Annotated in this window: 14 protein-coding genes and 1 tRNA gene; 9 read left to right on the forward strand and 6 right to left on the reverse strand. The window is 70.8% G+C overall.

Translation table 11 applies throughout. From position 1 onward, the window contains the following. Positions 1-57: 57 nt before the first annotated feature. Entirely contained in the window at positions 58-675 is a 618-nt protein-coding gene (locus tag ACWGIG_RS02960; RefSeq protein ID WP_453319755.1) for a 5-formyltetrahydrofolate cyclo-ligase, read from the reverse strand. Between the two features lie 103 nt (positions 676-778). Here ACWGIG_RS02960 and galU point away from each other — a divergent pair, with 103 nt between their 5' ends. After that, positions 779-1681 (forward strand): UTP--glucose-1-phosphate uridylyltransferase GalU, encoded by a 903-nt coding sequence (gene galU, locus ACWGIG_RS02965; RefSeq protein ID WP_453319714.1) that lies wholly within the window; start codon positions 779-781, stop codon positions 1679-1681. Between the two features lie 40 nt (positions 1682-1721). Here the strand turns inward: galU and ACWGIG_RS02970 are convergent, their stop codons facing one another. Further along, positions 1722-3020 carry an RNA-guided endonuclease InsQ/TnpB family protein gene (locus tag ACWGIG_RS02970; protein ID WP_453319715.1) on the reverse strand — a complete coding sequence of 433 codons (1299 nt, stop codon included), beginning with the start codon at positions 3018-3020 and terminating at the stop codon, positions 1722-1724. A 326-nt stretch (positions 3021-3346) separates the two neighbouring features. Between ACWGIG_RS02970 and glp the strand changes: the two genes are divergently transcribed. The 6 genes from glp (at position 3347) to ACWGIG_RS03000 (ending at position 8532) form a co-directional block, all read left to right on the forward strand. Next, complete coding sequence (gene glp, locus ACWGIG_RS02975) at positions 3347-4705, forward strand: molybdotransferase-like divisome protein Glp (RefSeq protein ID WP_453319716.1); 1359 nt, start codon at positions 3347-3349, stop codon at positions 4703-4705. A gap of 87 nt (positions 4706-4792) precedes the next feature. Further along, on the forward strand, positions 4793-5308 hold the full coding sequence (moaC, locus tag ACWGIG_RS02980) for a cyclic pyranopterin monophosphate synthase MoaC (protein ID WP_453319717.1): 516 nt from the start codon (positions 4793-4795) through the stop codon (positions 5306-5308). Positions 5309-5553: 245 nt separating this feature from the next. Continuing rightward, entirely contained in the window at positions 5554-6165 is a 612-nt protein-coding gene (locus tag ACWGIG_RS02985) for a MogA/MoaB family molybdenum cofactor biosynthesis protein (RefSeq protein ID WP_453319756.1), read from the forward strand. Between the two features lie 17 nt (positions 6166-6182). Further along, positions 6183-6785, forward strand: coding sequence for a GNAT family N-acetyltransferase (locus tag ACWGIG_RS02990; protein WP_453319718.1), 603 nt, complete (start codon positions 6183-6185; stop codon positions 6783-6785). Between the two features lie 211 nt (positions 6786-6996). Continuing rightward, positions 6997-8346: a hypothetical protein gene (locus tag ACWGIG_RS02995; protein WP_453319719.1), complete on the forward strand. Its 1350-nt coding sequence runs from the start codon at positions 6997-6999 to the stop codon at positions 8344-8346. A 112-nt stretch (positions 8347-8458) separates the two neighbouring features. Continuing rightward, a tRNA-Ala gene (locus ACWGIG_RS03000) sits at positions 8459-8532 on the forward strand. Positions 8533-8668: 136 nt separating this feature from the next. Here ACWGIG_RS03000 and ACWGIG_RS03005 read toward each other — a convergent pair. Next, the gene (locus tag ACWGIG_RS03005) at positions 8669-9415 is read right to left on the reverse strand and encodes an ABC transporter permease (RefSeq protein WP_453319757.1); all 747 of its coding nucleotides are present in this window, start codon (positions 9413-9415) and stop codon (positions 8669-8671) included. Between the two features lie 101 nt (positions 9416-9516). Beyond that, entirely contained in the window at positions 9517-10455 is a 939-nt protein-coding gene (locus ACWGIG_RS03010) for an ATP-binding cassette domain-containing protein (protein WP_453319720.1), read from the reverse strand. Between the two features lie 118 nt (positions 10456-10573). Here ACWGIG_RS03010 and ACWGIG_RS03015 point away from each other — a divergent pair, with 118 nt between their 5' ends. After that, positions 10574-11212, forward strand: coding sequence for a PadR family transcriptional regulator (locus tag ACWGIG_RS03015; protein WP_453319721.1), 639 nt, complete (start codon positions 10574-10576; stop codon positions 11210-11212). 25 nt (positions 11213-11237) lie between these two features. Here the strand turns inward: ACWGIG_RS03015 and ACWGIG_RS03020 are convergent, their stop codons facing one another. Beyond that, positions 11238-11714, reverse strand: a complete 477-nt coding sequence (locus tag ACWGIG_RS03020; RefSeq protein ID WP_453319722.1) for a GNAT family N-acetyltransferase — start codon at positions 11712-11714, stop codon at positions 11238-11240. 66 nt (positions 11715-11780) lie between these two features. On the opposite strand from ACWGIG_RS03020, the gene ACWGIG_RS03025 reads away from it, so the two are divergent. Then, positions 11781-12578: an exodeoxyribonuclease III gene (locus tag ACWGIG_RS03025; RefSeq protein ID WP_453319723.1), complete on the forward strand. Its 798-nt coding sequence runs from the start codon at positions 11781-11783 to the stop codon at positions 12576-12578. Positions 12579-12844: 266 nt separating this feature from the next. Here ACWGIG_RS03025 and ACWGIG_RS03030 read toward each other — a convergent pair whose 3' ends face one another. Next, positions 12845-13465: a MerR family transcriptional regulator gene (locus ACWGIG_RS03030; RefSeq protein ID WP_453319758.1), complete on the reverse strand. Its 621-nt coding sequence runs from the start codon at positions 13463-13465 to the stop codon at positions 12845-12847. Between the last annotated feature and the right edge of the window lie 31 nt (positions 13466-13496).

Consider the following 13496-nt stretch of genomic DNA (forward strand, 5'->3'; position numbering starts at 1 on the left):
CAGCCGGCCCGGGAACGGCAGCCCAGTAGTGGCGGCCCAGTAGTCGCAGGGCGCGCTTCAGCCGAAGCGCCGGACGCCGCCGGGCGTCACCACCGCGTGCACGGGGTGGTCGTGGGGTTCCGCCGGAACCTCCGCGACCACCTCGTTCTCGTACAGCAGCACCACGAGCCGCGCCGCCGCCACGCGCGCGCGTGGCGGCGTCTCCCGGGCGGAGCGTTCCAGCCGGGCCAGCACCCTGTCGTACGACCCGCCGCCGCGCCCCAGCCGCATCCCGTGCCCGTCCACCGCGAGCCCCGGCAGCAGCACCGCCCCGGCCTCGCACACGGCGTCCACGCCCAGCCGGGGCCCGGCCGGCTCCAGCAGCCCCCGTCCGGCCCGTACGAGCCCCTCCCCGCCCTCGTACGCCGCCCAGTCCAGGTCGTTGTCGGGCAGCAGTACCGGAAGCAGCACCCGCACCCCGCGCGCGTGCAGCGCGTCGAGCAGCGCGCGCGTGCCGGGCTCGCGGCCGATCGAGACGTACGCGGCGACGGTGCCCGCCCCGGTCAGCTCGGGCAGCTCCAGTGCGCGCCGGGCGAGAACCGCGGCGGCCTCCCGTGCGTCCTCCTCGGACAACAGGCGCCGCCGGTCCAGGAGTTCACGCCGCAGTGCGGTCTTCTCGGCCACCCGGTCCGTCATCTCGGCGTCGCTCACGGTCACTTCACCTTCACAATTCGCTCGTACGTCAACAAAAAGGCCGGAAGCCGACCTTCCATCAGGGGCCAGCCGATATCGTTCCGGCATGACTCAGGCCCACCCCAGGATCAGTAAGGCTGTCATCCCGGCAGCGGGACTCGGCACGCGCTTCCTGCCCGCCACCAAGGCGACGCCCAAGGAAATGCTGCCGGTCGTCGACAAGCCCGCCATCCAGTACGTCGTCGAGGAGGCCGCCGCGGCGGGACTCTCCGACGTGCTGATGGTCACCGGCCGCAACAAGCGCCCTCTTGAGGATCACTTCGACCGCAACTACGAGCTGGAGTCCGCCCTCACCAAGAAGGGCGACGCGGGCCGCCTGGCGAAGGTCCAGGAGTCCAGCGACCTGGCGACCATGCACTACGTCCGCCAGGGCGACCCGCGGGGCCTGGGCCACGCCGTCCTGTGCGCCGCCCCGCACGTCGGCGAGGAGCCCTTCGCGGTCCTCCTCGGCGACGACCTGATCGACCCGCGCGACCCCCTGCTGTCCCGCATGGTGGAGATCCAGGAGCAGTTCGGCGGCAGCGTCGTGGCCCTCATGGAGGTCGACCCGGAGCAGATCCACCTCTACGGCTGCGCGGCAGTCGAAACCACCTCCGAGAGCGACGTCGTGCGGGTCACGGGACTCGTCGAGAAGCCGGAGCCCGCCGAGGCGCCCAGCAACCTGGCGATCATCGGCCGGTACGTCCTGGACCCGGCCGTCTTCGCGATACTGCGGGAGACCGAGCCCGGCCGCGGCGGCGAGATCCAGCTCACCGACGCGCTCCAGAAGCTCGCCGTCGACGAGAAGACCGGCGGCCCCGTCCACGGCGTGGTCTTCAAGGGCCGGCGCTACGACACCGGGGACCGCGGGGACTACCTTCGGGCGATTGTCAGACTCGCATGCGAACGTGAAGACCTGGGCCCGGACTTCCGTACCTGGCTCCGCAGTTACGTCACCGAGGAGATTTGAGATGCTCCCCGGGCTGATGCCCGGGGATTCTGGCCTTCCCTCACTTATTGCTGTGCCGCTTCGCGGCACGGTGGTGGGTGGGGGAATCCGAGGCTTCCTGTTTCACTGCGTCGTGCCGGGACTTGACATCCCTGGTCTTACCGTCGCTCCGCAGGCGTTTTGGGTCTCCGCGATGTCCCTCGGCGACCTTGAGGTTCCGTGTGTGCAGCCGTCGGCCCTCTTGGAGGGTGTTGTCGGCGGCGTTGGTGTCTCTGTCGTGGACGGTTCCACAACCTGGGCAGGTCCAGGTGCGGACGTTCAACGGTTTGGGACCGTCGATGCGGTGGCAGACCGAACAGCGCTGGGAGGAGGGGAAACTCCGTCCGACGCGCTGGAAAACCCTGCCGTACCGGGCTGCTTTGTATTCGAGCATGGTCAGGAAGCTCGACCAGCCCGCATCGTGAATAGCTTTGGCGAGACGGCCGCGGGCCATGCCCTTCACATTGAGTGTCTCGGCGTAGACCGCTTGGTTGTCGCGGATCAGCCGGGTGGACAACTCGTGGTGGAAGTGGTGACGGGCGTCGGCGACTTTGGTGTGCTGACGGGCCAGAGCCTTACGGGCCTTCTCCTTGTTCTTCGACCCTTTCTGCTTGCGGGCGTGCCTGCGTTGGAGGCACTTGAGTTTCTTCTCCGCGCGGCGCAGGAACCTTGGGGAGGCGATCTTCTCCCCGCTGTCCAGGACGACGAAGTGGGTGAGGCCCATATCGAGGCCGACCTCGTACCCGGCCGCGTCCTCTACCGGCCAGCGTGTGGTGTCGGTGTCCGGGTCGGTTTCGATCACGAACGACGCGAAGTACCTTCCGGCGGTGTCCTTGATGACGGTGACCGAGGACGGGACGGTGGGCAGAGTGCGCGACCATCGGACCTTCACCGCGCCGATCTTCGGCAGGGTCAGACGTCCCGTCTCGGTGATCTTCCAGCGGGCATTCGCCGTAAACCGCACCGACTGCCGCCGGTCCTTACGGGACTTGAAGACGGGTGCTCCAACGGGCGGGCCCTTCCGCTTGCCGGAGCGGGAGTCGAAGAACGCACGATAGGCGGACTCCAGATCCCGCAACGATTGTTGGAGCACCACCGAGGACACCTCGCCCAGCCAGGTGCGCTCCTCGCGCTTCTTGCCCTGGGTGAGCACGGCCTTGGACAATTCCCCGGTGCCGATCCACGGCTCCTTCGCCGCGTATGCAACGCGGCGAAGCGTGAGGGCGTCGTTGAAGACCACCCGCGCGCAGCCGAACGTCCGCGCCAGCATCCTCTGCTGGAAAGACGTCGGCTCAAGCCGGAAGGAATACCGCAACTGCATGACACCGGAGCGTAGGCAGGAGTTCTGTACGCGGACGGGCTTCCGTTCCCTGTTCGCCCGATCAGGTGAAATATCATCATTTGCATCCCTGCCCTGCTGCGCAAGGGCAGGGCAGACAGTCGCTCCGCACCGGCCTTGCGTTTCGTACGCCGCTGGTGCGCTCCGTGTCCGACGGCGAGATCGGGGCGTGAGATGAGCGGTTCTGTACGCTCGGTCCTTCTCTGTCTCGTCACCGGTGAGCCGAGACGTCGTGGCGCCGGATGCCATTCGTTTCTCCCCGGCCGAAGGGCTTTTCCGGAGGGCGGGGCCTTTTGGAAGGAACCAAGGTGAGCACCACCGAAGCACCGCCCGCCGCCACCCACGACGACGGCCACGGCCCCGACCGCGTCTGGTCGGTGGACGAGCACCTCGACGACATCCTCGGCGCGGTCCGTCCGTTGGAGCCCATCGAGCTCCAACTCCCGGACGCCCAGGGCTGCGTACTCGTCGAGGACGTCACCGTCCCCGTGGCCCTCCCGCCCTTCGACAACAGCTCGATGGACGGATACGCGGTCCGGGTGGCCGACGTCGCCGACGCGAGCGCGGAGTTCCCCGCCGTGCTCACCGTCATCGGCGACGTGGCGGCGGGCTCCGGTGGCGCCGACACCCTCACGGTCGGCCCGGGGGAGGCCGCCCGCATCATGACCGGAGCCCCGCTGCCCCCCGGCGCGGAAGCCGTCGTTCCGGTCGAGTGGACCGACGGCGGCAGCGGCGGCGGCCCCGCCACCACCTTCCGGTCCGCAGGAGCCAACCCGGAGGACTCCACCGGCGAGGTCCGGGTGCACCGCCCCGCGAAGGACCGCGCACACGTCCGCGCGGTGGGCAGCGACGTCAAGGCCGGCGACACCGCCCTCGAAGCCGGTACGGTGCTCGGCCCGCCCCAGATCGGCCTGCTGGCCGCGATCGGCCGGGCCACGGTGCTGGTCCACCCGCGGCCCCGGGTGGTCGTCATGTCGACCGGCTCCGAACTGGTCCAGCCCGGCGAGAAGTTGGCCGCGGGCCAGATCTACGACTCCAACAGCTTCGCCCTGACCGCCGCCGCCCGCGACGCCGGAGCCATCGCCTACCGGGTGGGCGCCGTCACCGACGACGCCGAAGAGCTGCGCGCCACCATCGAGGACCAGCTCGTCCGCGCCGACCTCCTGGTCACCACGGGCGGCGTCAGCGTCGGCGCGTACGACGTCGTCAAAGAGGCGCTCTCCTCGGCCGCCGACGAGGACGAGCCGGGCAGCGGCGTCGACTTCCGCAAGCTGGCCATGCAGCCCGGCAAGCCGCAGGGCTTCGGCTCCATCGGCCCCGACCACACCCCGCTGCTCGCCCTGCCGGGCAACCCGGTCTCCTGCTACGTCTCCTTCGAGCTGTTCGTCCGCCCGGTGATCCGCGCTCTGATGGGCCTGGCGGACGTCCACCGCACGACCGTCCGGGCCACCCTCAGCGCGGACGAGCCGATCGGCTCGCCCGCAGGCAAGCGCCAGTTCCTGCGCGGGACGTACGACGCCGCCTCGGGCACGGTCACCCCGGTGGGCGGCTCCGGCTCCCACCTGATCGCCGCCCTCGCGCACGCCGATTCGCTGCTGGTCGTCCCCGAGGACACCACCGAGGTCGTCCCCGGCACGGAAGTCGAGGTGGTCCTGCTCACCCGGTAACGGGCCGGTGGCGGTACGGTGTCTGCCGCTGCGCCGTGGCAACGACTGCCGAGGCAACGACCGGCGCCGGAACGCGAGGCGGAGTTAATGAGTACGCAAGGCAGCCAGGGCAGCCCGACGAGCCCTCCGAGCCCCACGGGGCTGACGCACCTCGACGAGGCGGGTGCGGCCCGGATGGTCGACGTCTCCGAGAAGGACGTCACCACCCGCACCGCCCGCGCGAGCGGACGCGTCCTCGTCGCGCCGCGCGTGATCGAGCTCCTCCGGGGCGAGGGAGTCCCCAAGGGCGACGCCCTCGCCACTGCGCGCATCGCGGGCATCATGGGCGCCAAGCGCACCCCCGACCTGATCCCGCTCTGCCACCCGCTGGCCGTCTCCGGCGTCAAGGTCGACCTCTCGGTCGCGGACGACGCGGTCGAGATCCTCGCCACGGTCAGGACCACGGACCGTACGGGCGTCGAGATGGAAGCCCTCACCGCTGTCGCCGTCGCCGCCCTCACCGTCATCGACATGGTGAAGGCCGTCGACAAGGGCGCGGTCATCACGGACGTACGCGTCGAGGAGAAGACCGGCGGCAAGTCCGGCGACTGGAACCGCTCATGACGAACCCCCTCGCAGGCCCCCTCACGAACCCCCTCGCGGGCACCTCGCCCCCGACCGTCGACCGGCCGGCGGGCACCTCGCCCCCGGCCGCCGGTCCGCTCCCGGTGGCCCGCTCCACCGACCCGGTCACCGTCCTTGCTCCCGACGCCGAGGAGGGCCGCACCTCCGAGGCGCACCTGCACCCGGGCGTCGTGTCGGGACCGGTCTCCGAGCCCGGCTACCAACCGCAGGGGCCGGGGCAGCCGATGCACGCGGGGCCGGACATCCGCCCGTACCGCGCGCTCGTCGTCACCGCGTCCAACCGGGCCTCCGCGGGCGTCTACGCCGACAAGGGCGGCCCGCTCGTCGCCGAGGGCCTGACCCGGATGGGCTTCATCGTCGACGGCCCCCGCGTGGTGCCCGACGGCGACCCCGTGGAGGCGGCCCTGCGCGACGGCGTCCTCCTCGCGTACGACGTCATCGTCACGACGGGCGGCACCGGCGTCTCGCCCACCGACCGCACCCCCGACGCCACCCGTCGCGTCATCGACTACGAGATCCCCGGCATCCCGGAGGCCATCCGGGCCGAGGGCCGCCCGCACGTCCCGACGGCCGCGCTCTCCCGCGGGCTGGCAGGAGTCGCCGGGGGTACGACACTGATCGTCAACCTCCCCGGTTCCACCGGCGGCGTCCGCGACGGTCTGGCCGTCCTCGGCCGGATCCTGCTGCACGCCGTCGACCAGCTGCGCGGCGGCGACCACCCGAGAGCCGCGGACCCTGCCGATCCCACCGGCCCTGCCGATCCCACCGGTCCCGCCGGCCCTGCCGATCCCACCGGTCCCGCCGATCCCACCGGTCTGTCCGGGAGCATCAACTGAACGGCTCCGCCTGGCCCGTGGACCTGGTGGACGGCGACGTCACGCTCCGCCCGATAAAACTGCGCGACCAGCGGGCCTGGCGCGAGGTCAACCGCCGCAACCGCGAGTGGCTGCGCCCCTGGGAAGCGACCATTCCGCCCCCGCTGCCCACCGGCCCGGTCGCCCACCGGCCGACGTACCGCCAGATGGTCCGTCACCTGCGCGCGGAGGCCAACGCCGGCCGGATGCTGCCGTTCGTCATCGAGTACCGGGGCAGGCTGGTCGGACAGCTGACGGTCGCCGGAATCACCTGGGGCTCGATGTGTTCGGGCCATGTGGGCTACTGGGTGGACCGCGAGGTGGCCGGCCGCGGCGTCATGCCGACGTCCGTCGCACTCGCCGTCGACCACTGTTTCCGCACGGTCGGACTGCACCGCATAGAGGTCTGCATTCGCCCGGAGAACGGCCCCAGTCGCCGCGTCGTCGAAAAGCTCGGGTTCCGCGAGGAGGGTCTGCGCCCGCGCTATCTGCACATCGACGGCGCCTGGCGCGACCACCTCGTCTTCGCCCTGACCTCGGAGGAGGTCGTCCCGGAAGGCGTACTCGGACGATGGCGCCGACGTTCGGCGTCGCAGCAGTGACTCCCAGCAGTGACACGCAGCAGTGACACCCAGCAGTAACGCTCGGCCAGTGACACCCCGACAGTGGCATCTAAAGAATGAAATAAATGTTCGAATTTGATCGCGGTCGCCATCCCGAGCCTCAAAAAAGTTCGGAATATCAGACAGATACGCCCGACACACCGGCCCAATTGGCCGATGGCTCCCTCCAGGCCCCTCTACGGTGTGAGGTGTGAGCAGCAGCGGCCTGATCTACGCAGTCATTGTCGGGGCCTGGGCCGCCTACTTGGTGCCGATGTGGCTCCGCAGGCAGGACGAACTCAACGAGGCCCGTCCGACGGAACGCTTCAGCACCGCCATCCGGCTCCTGTCCGGACGGGCGGCGATGGAGCGCCGGTACGCCAAGGAACTCCAGCTGCGCCCGGCCGACGGCCAGGACGGCACGGCGGACGGCAGCCCCGAAGCCCCCGACAGCGCGGACCCGGTGACCGATTCGGTCGACGTCCGCGCCTTCGCGGCACCCCCGTCCAGGACCGAACGTCCGGCAGCGCGCGAGCAGTCGCGGGAACAGGTGCGGGAACAAGTCCGGGAGCAGCCCCGGGAGCCGGTGCGCGAGCAGTCGGCCCGCGACCAGGCGTCCCGCGAGCAGCCCCGTGACCAGGCGCCGCGCGACCAAACGCCGCGCGACCAGGCACCCCGCGAGCAGCCCGTACGCGACGAGCCTGCCCGCGACCAGTCCCGCCGCCCCCGTGCCGCCGCGCCCGCGCAGCCCTCCCCGGGGTCCGCCGAGCGGGCCCGCCGCTCCAAGGTCCTGGCCCGGCGCCGCCGTACCACCGTGCTGCTCTTCGCCGCCTTCACCCTCGGTGCGATCGTCGCCGCCGTCAGCGGGCTCCGTTACCTCTGGGCACCCGGCATCCCGGCCATCCTCCTGAGCGCGTACATCGTGCATCTGCGCGGCCAGGAGAAGCGCCGGTTCGCCTTCACCATGGACCGCCGGCGGGCCGAGTTCGCCGCCCAGCGGCTGCGTGAGCAGCGGACCCAGTACGTCCGCCGCCCCGTACCGCAGTCCCAGTCGCCCGACCAGCACCAGAACCAGGGCCAGCACCAGGGCCAGGGCCAGCACCCGCACCACTCGCATCAGCGCGCCGATGCCGACGAGCGGCCGGAGCCGGAGCCCGCTCCCGCCGTCTCTCCGCAGGAGGCCGGCCGCCGCGCCCTGGTCGAGCAGACCGACCACGCCGAGTGGGTCGACCAGCAGCGCGAGCGCGAGCGCGGCGGAGCTCGCGGCGAGAGCTGGGAGCCCGTCCCGGTCCCGCTCCCGACGTACGTCACCGCTCCCGTCGCCCCGCGCGCGACCGGCGACCTCGACCTCGGCGCCCCCGGAACCTGGAGCTCCGCCCGCTCCAGCACCGCCGACCCGGTGGGCCCCGCGGCCTCGGCCGGCTCCGCGGCCTCCGCGGCCGACGACCCGGCTCTGCGCCGTCAGCGCCCGCAGCAGGGGCGCCGCTCGCGCGACCACGGACGTACCCCGCTCTTCGACCAGTACGACGAGGACGAGCGGCCCCGCGCCGCCAACGAGTGACCCGGCGGGGCGAGCCCGCCGCAAGCCCCGCCGCAGGTGGGGGGCCTCGGCAGGCGGCCGGAACGGATTACCGAGCACCCCGGAAGAGGTGCTAGAGTTCTACTCGTTGCAAGGGCCTGTGGCGCAGTCTGGTAGCGCACCTCGTTCGCATCGAGGGGGTCTGGGGTTCAAATCCCCACAGGTCCACCGCAGCTGAGAGCCCCTACCGGGGAAACCCGGTAGGGGCTCTTTGGCGTCCGCAGGAGCGGCGCCCCTCGGGCTCGGCAGCGGGGGGACTGCCGAGCCCGAAGAGGGTTGACCGGCGCTGGGCCGGCCGGGTCTGTCAGCGGCTCAGGTCCCTGAACCGCTTTACGGCCAGCGGGAAGAACACCGCCACCAGGACCACCGGCCAGGCCACCGCGAGCAGTTCGGCGTTCATCGCGGCCCAGGAGTCGCCGGCCCCGCCCGGGTTGCCGAACAGGCCGCGTACCGCAGTGGCCGTCGCGGACATCGGATTCCACTCGACCACCGCGCCCAGCCAGGCCGGCATCGACTCCGGCGAGGCGATGGCGTTCGAGAGGAAGGCGACCGGCCACACCAGGATCTGCACCGCCTGCACCAGCTCCGGCTTGCCCGCGACCATCGCCAGATGGATGCCGATCCACAGCATCGCGAACCGCAGCAGCAGCAGCAGTCCCACCGCCCCCATGAAGGAGGCGAAACCGCCGTGCCAGCGCCAGCCGATGGCATATCCGACCGCGATCATCACGGCCAGGCCGACCACCGACTGCAGCATGTCGGCGACGCTGCGCCCGACCAGGACCGCGCCGGAGGTCATCGGCATCGAGCGGAACCGGTCGATGACCCCCTTGCCCAGGTCCTGGGTGACCGAGAGCATCGTCGCCTCAAGGCCGAAGGCCATCGTCATGGTGAGCATGCCGGGGACCAGGTAGTCCTTGAAGTTCCCTTCGATGCCCCGTCCGCCACCGATCAGGTAGCTGAACATCAGCAGCATCATCACCGGGAAGATCAACCCGACGACCACCTGTACGGGCTGCCGTGCCCAGTGCGCCAGCTCGCGCCTGGTCATCGTCCAGGAGTCGGCGGCGGCCCAGCTCAGCTTCGAACCCGAGCCGTGCGCCGTGCTGCGGGTACTCGCACTGCGAGGCGAACTCACACCCTGTGTCGTACTCATGCCGCGTCCTCCTTCGTGAGGTGCAGGAAGACTTCGTCGAGCGTCGGCCGCCGTACCGCGATGTCCTCCGCCTCGATGCCGGCCGCCTTCAGCGACCGGACGGTTTCGGTCAGCGCCGACATCCGGTCACTGACCGAGGCGCTGATCAGCCGGCGGTCCTCGTCCACGACCGCGTCACCGGGCAGGAGCGAGGCCGCGAGCGACAGTTGGGCCACGTCGTGCAGGACCACGTCGATGCGGTCGCCGCCCGTCTTGGACTTCAGCTCGTCCGCCGTGCCCTCCGCGATGACCTTGCCGTGGTTGATCACCGAGATCTGGTCGGCGAGCTGGTCGGCCTCTTCCAGGTACTGCGTGGTCAGCAGCACGGTCGTGCCGCCGCCGACCAGTGAACGGACCGCGTTCCACACCTCCGTGCGGCCTCGCGGGTCGAGGCCGGTCGTGGGCTCGTCCAGGAAGAGCACCTGCGGTTCGGAGATGAGGGAGGCGGCGAGGTCGAGCCTGCGCCGCATGCCGCCGCTGTACTGCTTGACCGCCTTCTTGCCGGTGTCCGCGAGCCCGAACCGGGTGAGGAGCTCGTCGGCCTTGGCGCCCGCGCGGCGTGCGCCGAGGTGGTAGAGCCGCCCGAACATCTCCAGGTTCTGACGGCCGCTGAGGTCCTCGTCGACGGCGGCGTTCTGGCCGAGCAGGCCGATCCGCGAGCGCACCTCGTCGGCTCGGGTGCGCACGTCGAGTCCTGCCACTTCGACGCGGCCCTCCTCGGGGCGCAGCAGTGTGGACATGATGCGGACGGCTGTGGTCTTGCCGGCGCCGTTCGGGCCGAGAACGGCCTGGACGGTGCCGCTTCGGACAGTGAGGTCGAGGCCGTCGAGAGCCTGCTTGTCCCCGTACTTCTTCCGCAGTCCTTCGACGACGATCGCCAGATCGTGGTCAGTCAAAACGCTCTCCTCAGCCATTGATCAAACTTGACTACCCTGAGAAGGTATCCCCAGTTCCTCGATTAGTCAAACTTGATTACTGATACGGTCTAGCCAATATTGATCAGAGAGGGTGCTCATGTCTGCGATCCGGTTGCTGGTCCTGGGAGCGGTCCGCCAGCACGGGCGGGCGCACGGCTACCAGGTGCGCAACGACCTGGAGTTCTGGGGCGCTCACGAGTGGTCCAACGCCAAGCCGGGCTCGATCTACCACGCACTCAAACAGATGGCCAAGCAGGGACTCCTGGTCGCGCACGAGATCGCGCCGAGCACCGCGGGCGGTCCGCCCCGGGTCGAGTACGAGGTCACCGACAAGGGCACCGAGGAGTACTTCACGCTGCTGCGCGAGGCCCTGATCTCGCACGACCAGAAGATCGACGTGCTCTCGGCCGCCATCGGACTCATCGTCGACCTGCCGCGCGAGGAGGCGGTCACGCTCCTCAAGGAGCGGGTCAAGGGGTTCGAGCAGTGGCGCGAGGGGGTCACCGAGTACTACACGCCGGAGGAAGGCCCCGCACAGCTCGGGCACATCGGCGAGATCATGAACATGTGGGTGCATCTGGCCGACAGCGGCGCGGACTGGACGCGCAGTCTGATCGGGCGGATCGAGGGCGGCGCCTACACCTTCGCCGGTGAGGGCGAACCCTTCGTGGGGGTGCTCGCGGAGGGCGAGACGAACCCGTTCGCGACGGGACCGCATCCTGAGGATCTCCGCTAGCCCGTACGCGCCCCCGGCGCGAGGGTCAGACGAGGGGTTTGGCGAAGCAGCGGCATTCGGCGGCGTCGCGGTAGAGGCCGAACGGTTCCGTGGGGAGGTAGCCGCTCGACCGGTAGAGGGCGATGGCCTCGGGCTGTTCGGTGCCGGTCACCAGAACCATGCGGGTGCGGCCCGCCGCACGGGCGTCGGCCTCCAGGAGGCTGAGGATGCGGCGGGCGAGGGCCTTGCCGCGGGCCGCCGGGACCACGTACATGCGCTTGAGTTCGGCGTCGCCGTCCGCGCGGCTCTCCCCGTCCGCCTCCCGGGTGCGCCAGCCGCCGGTGGCGACGGGGAAGCCCTCGTCGTCGTACGCGATCAGGTAACGGCCGTGGGGCGGGGCGAACATGGCGGGGTCGAGCGGGGTCAGGTCGCCGTCGCCGTAGCGCTCGGCGTATTCGAGCTGCACCTGGTCGTTGAGCTTGACGGCGTCGGGGTGGTCGTAGGCCACGGGTCTTATTTCCATGCGTACGAGAGTACGAGCGTGATGTGGGCGCGGAGAGAGGGATGCGTGGGTCGGTAGGGTTTCCGGATGCTCACTGTGACCAGCGTGAATGTGAATGGCCTCCGTGCCGCCGCCAAGAAGGGCTTCGTGCCGTGGCTGGCGGAGACCGCCGCCGACGTCGTGTGCCTTCAGGAGGTACGGGCCGAGGCGGATCAGCTGCCGGAGGAGGTGCGGGCACCCGAGGGGTGGCACGTGACGATCGCGCCGGCCGCGGCGAAGGGACGGGCCGGGGTCGCGCTCTACACGCGGGAGAAGCCGGAGCGGGTACAGGTCGGGTTCGGGAGCGCGGAGTTCGACGGCAGCGGCCGGTATCTGGAGGCGGACGTCGCCGGGGTGACCGTCGCCAGTCTGTATCTGCCGTCGGGGGAGGTCGGGACCGAGCGGCAGGACGAGAAGTACAGGTTCATGGACGAGTTCATGTTCTACCTGGTGGACCTGAAGGCGCGGGCCGCGGCGGACGGACGGGAGGTCGTGGTGTGCGGGGACTGGAACATCGCGCACCAGGAGGCCGACCTGAAGAACTGGAAGGCCAACCGGAAGGCGTCCGGGTTCCTGCCGGAGGAGCGGGAGTGGCTCGGGCGGGTCTTCGAGGAGGCCGGGTACGTGGACGTCGTACGGAAGCTGCACCCGGAGGTGGAGGGGCCCTACTCGTGGTGGTCCTACCGGGGGCGGGCTTTCGACAACGATTCAGGCTGGAGGATCGACTACCAGATCACGACGGGCGGGCTCGCGGGGCGCGCGACGAAGGCGTGGGTGGAGCGGGCGGCCAGCCACGGGGAGCGGTGGAGCGACCATGCACCGGTCACGGTGGCGTACGGGGTGTGAGCCACACGGTGGGCCGGTGGGGGCCTCTGCTGGGCCCCGGATGCTCCGGGTCGAGCGTGGCCGGAGTGTTGCGCAGCGAAAGAGCTGCCCGACGGCATGCCCGTGCGGGTGTCGGACGCGGTGTGCGGTCCCGGCCCGCGGTGAGACGGCCTCCGACCCGGGGGAGGGTCCGGGCGGGCGAGGGTCCGACCCGGGCGAGGGTCCGACCCGGGTGAGGGTGGTTCGGGCCGGGCGAGGGTCCGACCCGGGTGAGGGTTCGGGCCGGGTCAGTTCTTGGGCAGGTGGCGGTCCAGGGCCATGGAGAGTTCGGCCTCCACGACGCTCTTGGCGAGCGGGCGCAGGCGTTGTGGGTCGGCGTGGTGGGTGGTGACCAGGCGGATGAAGATCTGGGCGAGTACGTCCGCGTGCTCGCGGACCTGGAGGCCGGCGGCCATGACTTCGGAGAGCGGGACGCCCTCGCGGACCAGGGCCGCCGAGACGTCGAGCAGGCGGCGGCTGATGTGGACGACCTCGTCGCCGTCGACGGCGAGGTAGCCCAGCGCCATCGCGGAGGCGAGGTTCTCGGGGGTGACCTCGCCCTCGAAGTAGTCGGCGAGCTGCTCGGGGGTGAGGCGGACCGGGGTTTCCTCGGTGGGTTCGCCCGGGGTGCCCAGGGCGAGGAGTTCGCCCATGTCGCGGCCACTGTCGAAGGTGGAGGCGAGGTCGGCGATGCCGGTGAGGGTGTGGCCGCGTTCCAAGAGGGCGCCGATGGTGCGCAGGCGGGCCAGGTGGTGGTCGTTGTACCAGGCGATGCGGCCTTCGCGGCGCGGCGGCGGGATCAGCTTGCGCTCGCGGTAGAAGCGCAGGGTGCGTACGGGGATGCCGGCCGCGTCGGCCAGCTCCTCCATGCGGTACTCGCGGGGTGCGCCGGGCGCGCTG

The organism is Streptomyces sp. NPDC054863, assembly GCF_053610825.1.

What these genes read in the sequence shown, in the direction of transcription:
- ACWGIG_RS02960 (WP_453319755.1), bottom strand. Translation starts at nt 675, where the DNA reads ATGACGGACCGGGTGGCCGAGAAGACCGCACTGCGGCGTGAACTCCTG.
- galU (WP_453319714.1), top strand. Translation starts at nt 779, where the DNA reads ATGACTCAGGCCCACCCCAGGATCAGTAAGGCTGTCATCCCGGCAGCG.
- ACWGIG_RS02970 (WP_453319715.1), bottom strand. Translation starts at nt 3,020, where the DNA reads ATGCAGTTGCGGTATTCCTTCCGGCTTGAGCCGACGTCTTTCCAGCAG.
- moaC (WP_453319717.1), top strand. Translation starts at nt 4,793, where the DNA reads ATGAGTACGCAAGGCAGCCAGGGCAGCCCGACGAGCCCTCCGAGCCCC.
- ACWGIG_RS02985 (WP_453319756.1), top strand. Translation starts at nt 5,554, where the DNA reads ATGCACGCGGGGCCGGACATCCGCCCGTACCGCGCGCTCGTCGTCACC.
- ACWGIG_RS03005 (WP_453319757.1), bottom strand. Translation starts at nt 9,415, where the DNA reads ATGACCAGGCGCGAGCTGGCGCACTGGGCACGGCAGCCCGTACAGGTG.
- ACWGIG_RS03015 (WP_453319721.1), top strand. Translation starts at nt 10,574, where the DNA reads ATGTCTGCGATCCGGTTGCTGGTCCTGGGAGCGGTCCGCCAGCACGGG.
- ACWGIG_RS03020 (WP_453319722.1), bottom strand. Translation starts at nt 11,714, where the DNA reads ATGGAAATAAGACCCGTGGCCTACGACCACCCCGACGCCGTCAAGCTC.
- ACWGIG_RS03025 (WP_453319723.1), top strand. Translation starts at nt 11,781, where the DNA reads ATGCTCACTGTGACCAGCGTGAATGTGAATGGCCTCCGTGCCGCCGCC.
- ACWGIG_RS03030 (WP_453319758.1), bottom strand. Translation starts at nt 13,465, where the DNA reads ATGGAGGAGCTGGCCGACGCGGCCGGCATCCCCGTACGCACCCTGCGC.